Origin of the sequence: Streptomyces sp. DSM 15324, assembly GCF_001514285.1 — a bacterium.
Classification (GTDB): Bacteria; Actinomycetota; Actinomycetes; order Streptomycetales; family Streptomycetaceae; genus Streptomyces.
Genome location: NZ_KQ949049.1, coordinates 20,152 through 24,189 on the forward strand (window position 1 = coordinate 20,152; position 4,038 = coordinate 24,189).

Sequence of the window (4,038 nt, forward strand, 5' to 3'; positions counted from 1 at the left end):
AGTCCCCGCCGGGGCCGGGGGCCGAGCCCCGAGGACGAGCACCCATCTCACCACCGAGCCGGGCGGGTGGGTGGGCAGGCTTGGCGGGGGCCGGGGCGGAGCCCCGGGGACGGGCGCCTCTCACCCCACCGAGTCGGGCGGGCGGGTGGGCAGGCCCCCGCGAAAACCCCCTACGCCAACAACCCCCGCAACGGAAAAACCGCCCGCCGCGTAGCCAACACCGCCTGATCCAACCGATCCGCAGGGTCGTACCCCGCCTCCCACTCCCGCCACGACACCGGCCACCGCCCATCACTCATCCGCATCGGCGCCAACTGCCGGGTCCGAGCAAACACCTCCGCCCGCCAGCTCTCCGGAATCACCGTCTCCGGCGCCACCTCCCTCCCCGCCGCGATCCCCACCAGATGCGCCCACGACCGCGGCACCACCTCCACCACCGCGTAACCACCCCCACCCAACGCGACCCACTTCCCCCCGGCGTACTCATGAGCCAACTCGTGACACGCCACCTGCACGGCCCGCTGCGCGTCCAGCGACACCGCCAGATGCGCCAGCGGGTCCTCGAAATGCGTATCGGCCCCATGCTGCGTGACCAGCACGTCCGGCCGGAAATCAGCGATCAGCTCCGGCACCACCGCATGGAACGCCCGCAACCACCCCGCGTCCCCCGTCCCCGCCGGCAACGCCACATTCACCGCCGACCCCTCCCCGGCTCCCGCCCCCGTCTCCTCCGGCCACCCGGTCTGCGGAAACAACGTCCGCGGATGCTCGTGCAACGAGATCGTCAGCACCCGCGGATCCTCCCAGAACGCCGCCTGCACCCCGTCCCCGTGATGCACGTCCACATCGACGTACGCGACCCGCTCGGCCCCCAGCTCCAGCAACCGGGCAATGGCCAACGACGCGTCGTTGTAGATGCAGAACCCCGACGCCCCACCGGGCATCGCATGGTGCAGCCCACCCGCGAAGTTCACCGCGTGCAGCGCGTCCCCCCGCCACACCGCTTCCGCCGCCCCCACCGACAACCCGGCGATGACCGACGACACCTCATGCATCCCCGGGAACGCCGGATCGTCCGTCGTCCCCAGCCCGTACCCCTGGTCCGCCGCCGCGGGATCCGCCGAAGCCGCCTTCACGGCCTCGACGTAGTCCTCCCGGTGCACCAGCCGCAGCGTCGAGTCACCGGCCGGCTTGGCGCCCACGACCGCCAGCTCCCGGTCGAGCCCGAGGGCGCCGACCAGCTTCCGGGTCAGTTCCAGCCGTACCGGATCCATCGGATGGTCAGGGCCGAAGTCATAGCCCGTTACTGCCTCGTCCCACATCAGCTGTGCGCGGCCGCTCATGCCCGCCACCGTATCGGTCCGGTTGAGCGACGAACGACCTGGCGTACACCAACGTCACCAGCACCAACACCATCGGCACCACCATCGCCCCCCGATAGCTCCACGCGTCCCCCAGCGCCCCCACCAACGGCGACCCCACCAGGAACCCGACGTAGTTGAAGACGTTCAGCCGGGCGATGGCCGCGTCCGACGCCCCGGGGAACAACCGCCCCGCCGCGGCGAAGGTCTGCGGCACCAGCACACACAGCCCCAGACCCACCATCGTGAACCCGCCCATCCCCACCCAGGCCCCCGGCGCCACCGCCACCACCGCGAAGCCGGCCGCCGCCACCAGCGCGCCCACCCGCACCACGGCCGCCGCCCCGAAGCGCCGTACCCCGAAGTCCCCGATGGCCCGCCCGACCAGCGTGGTCACCATGTAGACGTTGAACGGCACGGTCGCGAGCTGCTCCGAGCTCCCCAGCACGTCCTGGAGGTACTTCGCACTCCAGTTGGAGACGGTCGAGTCCCCGATGTAGGCGAAGGACATCACCAGGCACAGCGGCAGCAACAGCTTGAAGACGACGCCCGCGCCGTCCCGCCCCCTCTCGTCCTCGACGCCCCCGGCCCCGCTCCCGGCATCCGCGGGACCCCCGTCGACGTACCACCGACTGGCCACCAGCACCGCCGGCAGCAGCACCGTCGCCACCGGCAGATACGACAGCCACAGCGCCAGGTGCCAGTGCGCGCCCACCCACGCCAGCGAGGCCCCCACGATCCCGCCGAGGCTGTACGCCGCATGGAAGCTCAGCATGATGCTGCGCCCGTACGACCGCTGGAGACTCACCCCGAGCATGTTCATGGAGGCGTCGAGCGCCCCGACGGCGAGCCCGAAGACGCCGAGCGAGAGCGCCAGGAGGGCCAGCGCGTCCCCGGAGCCCACTCCGACCAGCGCCAGCAGCACGACCGGCTGGGACCAGCGCAGCAGCCGGCTGGCGGGTATCCGCTTCACGAGTTGCTCGGTCGTCACGCTCCCGACCCCGGCCAGCACGGGCACCGCGGCGAGGAAGACCGGCAGCTGCCCGTCCGAGACGCCGTACCGGTCCTGGATCGCCGGAATCCGGGTCACGAGCAGAGCGAACGCGGCCCCCTGCGCAAAGAAGCTGAACGCCAAAGAGGCCCTACCGCGCCGCAGCACTTCTGTCATGGCGGCGAGCGTAGGGCCCCGGCGTACTTGTGGGTAGATCCAGCCAAAGATGAATTTCCCTCAGCTTTACTTCGCGGCGACCAGAGCCGGCACTCCCCGCCCCTCGACCTCACGCTCACCGACCTCCGCGGCGATCATCTCCGCCATCGGCCCGGCGGCCAGCCCGCCACTGAGCACGACCCCGGCCCCGATGGCCACGGTCATCACCACGGACCCCAGCCACACCATCGTGTCCACGGGCACCGTGTAAGCCCCCACGACCCGCACCACACACTCCGCCAGCAGCACGACGCCCCAGATCACCGAGTAGACCCGCTCGGCCCGCAGGAAGGCCGAGGAGCGCTCCGACCCGCCCGACAGCAGCCGCTCCCAGGCGGCCTCCCGCTCGGCCTTGCCCTTCACCAGGAACGGCTTGAGCCCGGCGGTCATCATCGGCCTCCCCAGCCCCACGGACACGAGGATCCCGATGCCGACCGTGCTGCTGATCGCCCCGTCCTTGGCGAGCATCAGCCGCGGGTCGCCGACGACGGAGCTGAGCAGCAGCCCGACGACGTTCACCAGCAGGATCAGCCCGGCGAGCCCGTTGACCCTGCGCTCCGTGACCACGCTCCACACCGTCCGGACCGCGGGCCCGAGGCTGCTCCAGGCGAGCGCCGCGAACGTGCTCATCCCGAACGCGTCCTTGAGGAGGTAGTACGACCCGATCGGCACCGCCACGTCCATGAGGAGCGGCGTGAAGGCGTTCGTCTTCTTCTGACCCTGGGCACCCGTGTTCGTCGTCATGCCCTCAGCTTCGCGGCAGGCGGGGGTCCGCCAGTAGAAACGAACGTAAGCAACTCGGCATGACAAATGTCAGGCCAGCAGCCCCGTCAACTCTCCCATGGCGGAGAAGAGGTGCGTCGCACCGGCGAGCTTCGCGGCCGGCGTCATCGCGGTGAACGCGAGCACGTCCATCCCGGCCGCCACCGCCGCCTGGACCCCGAGGGGAGAGTCCTCCACGACCACGCACCGCCCGGGAGCGACGCCCATCCGCTCGGCGGCGTGCAGGAACAGATCAGGCGCCGGCTTGCCCTTCCCCACGTCCTGCGCGCTGAAGATCCGCCCCTCGTCGAACCACCGGTCCAGCCCGGTCGTCCGGTGCCCCACCCGAATCCGCTCATGACTACCGGAGGACGCCACACAGTACGGCACCTCGTCGGCCGTCAGCTTCTCCAGGACGTCGCCGACCCCGGCGACGGCCACCAACTCCCGCTCGAACGCCGCGAACACCCTCCGGTGGAAGACGTCGTCGAAGTCGGCCGGGAGCCGCTCCCCCGTCCGCGCCTCGACCAGGTCGTGGACCCGGTGCATCGCCGACCCCATGTAGTCCCGGATCGAGTCCTCGTAACTGGTGGCATGCCCGAGCTCGGTGAGGTAGGCGGCCAGCAGCCGGTTGGCGATGGGTTCACTGTCCACCAGGACGCCATCGTTGTCGAAGATCACCAGGTCGTAGCGCATGTAATGAACCCT

The 4,038-nt window shown here is 70.7% G+C and carries 4 protein-coding genes; all 4 read right to left on the minus strand.

Annotation, left to right across the window (positions count from 1 at the left end; genetic code table 11):
* Positions 1-170: 170 nt before the first annotated feature.
* Positions 171-1,343, minus strand: coding sequence for an acetoin utilization protein AcuC (locus tag AQJ58_RS39850; RefSeq protein ID WP_067259508.1), 1,173 nt, complete (start codon positions 1,341-1,343; stop codon positions 171-173).
* Positions 1,294-2,529 (minus strand): MFS transporter, encoded by a 1,236-nt coding sequence (locus AQJ58_RS39855; protein WP_067259499.1) that lies wholly within the window; start codon positions 2,527-2,529, stop codon positions 1,294-1,296. Before AQJ58_RS39855 ends, AQJ58_RS39850 begins: the two co-directional genes overlap by 50 nt.
* Before the next feature lie 66 nt (positions 2,530-2,595).
* Positions 2,596-3,312 carry a VC0807 family protein gene (locus tag AQJ58_RS39860; protein WP_067259501.1) on the minus strand — a complete coding sequence of 239 codons (717 nt, stop codon included), beginning with the start codon at positions 3,310-3,312 and terminating at the stop codon, positions 2,596-2,598.
* Between the two features lie 69 nt (positions 3,313-3,381).
* On the minus strand, positions 3,382-4,026 hold the full coding sequence (locus tag AQJ58_RS39865) for an HAD family hydrolase (RefSeq protein ID WP_067259503.1): 645 nt from the start codon (positions 4,024-4,026) through the stop codon (positions 3,382-3,384).
* Positions 4,027-4,038 lie beyond the last annotated feature (12 nt).

Bases quoted from the DNA above. Each gene is read 5' to 3' on its own strand.
- AQJ58_RS39850 (WP_067259508.1), bottom strand. From the start codon at position 1,343: ATGAGCGGCCGCGCACAGCTGATGTGGGACGAGGCAGTAACGGGCTAT.
- AQJ58_RS39855 (WP_067259499.1), bottom strand. From the start codon at position 2,529: ATGACAGAAGTGCTGCGGCGCGGTAGGGCCTCTTTGGCGTTCAGCTTC.
- AQJ58_RS39860 (WP_067259501.1), bottom strand. From the start codon at position 3,312: ATGACGACGAACACGGGTGCCCAGGGTCAGAAGAAGACGAACGCCTTC.
- AQJ58_RS39865 (WP_067259503.1), bottom strand. From the start codon at position 4,026: ATGCGCTACGACCTGGTGATCTTCGACAACGATGGCGTCCTGGTGGAC.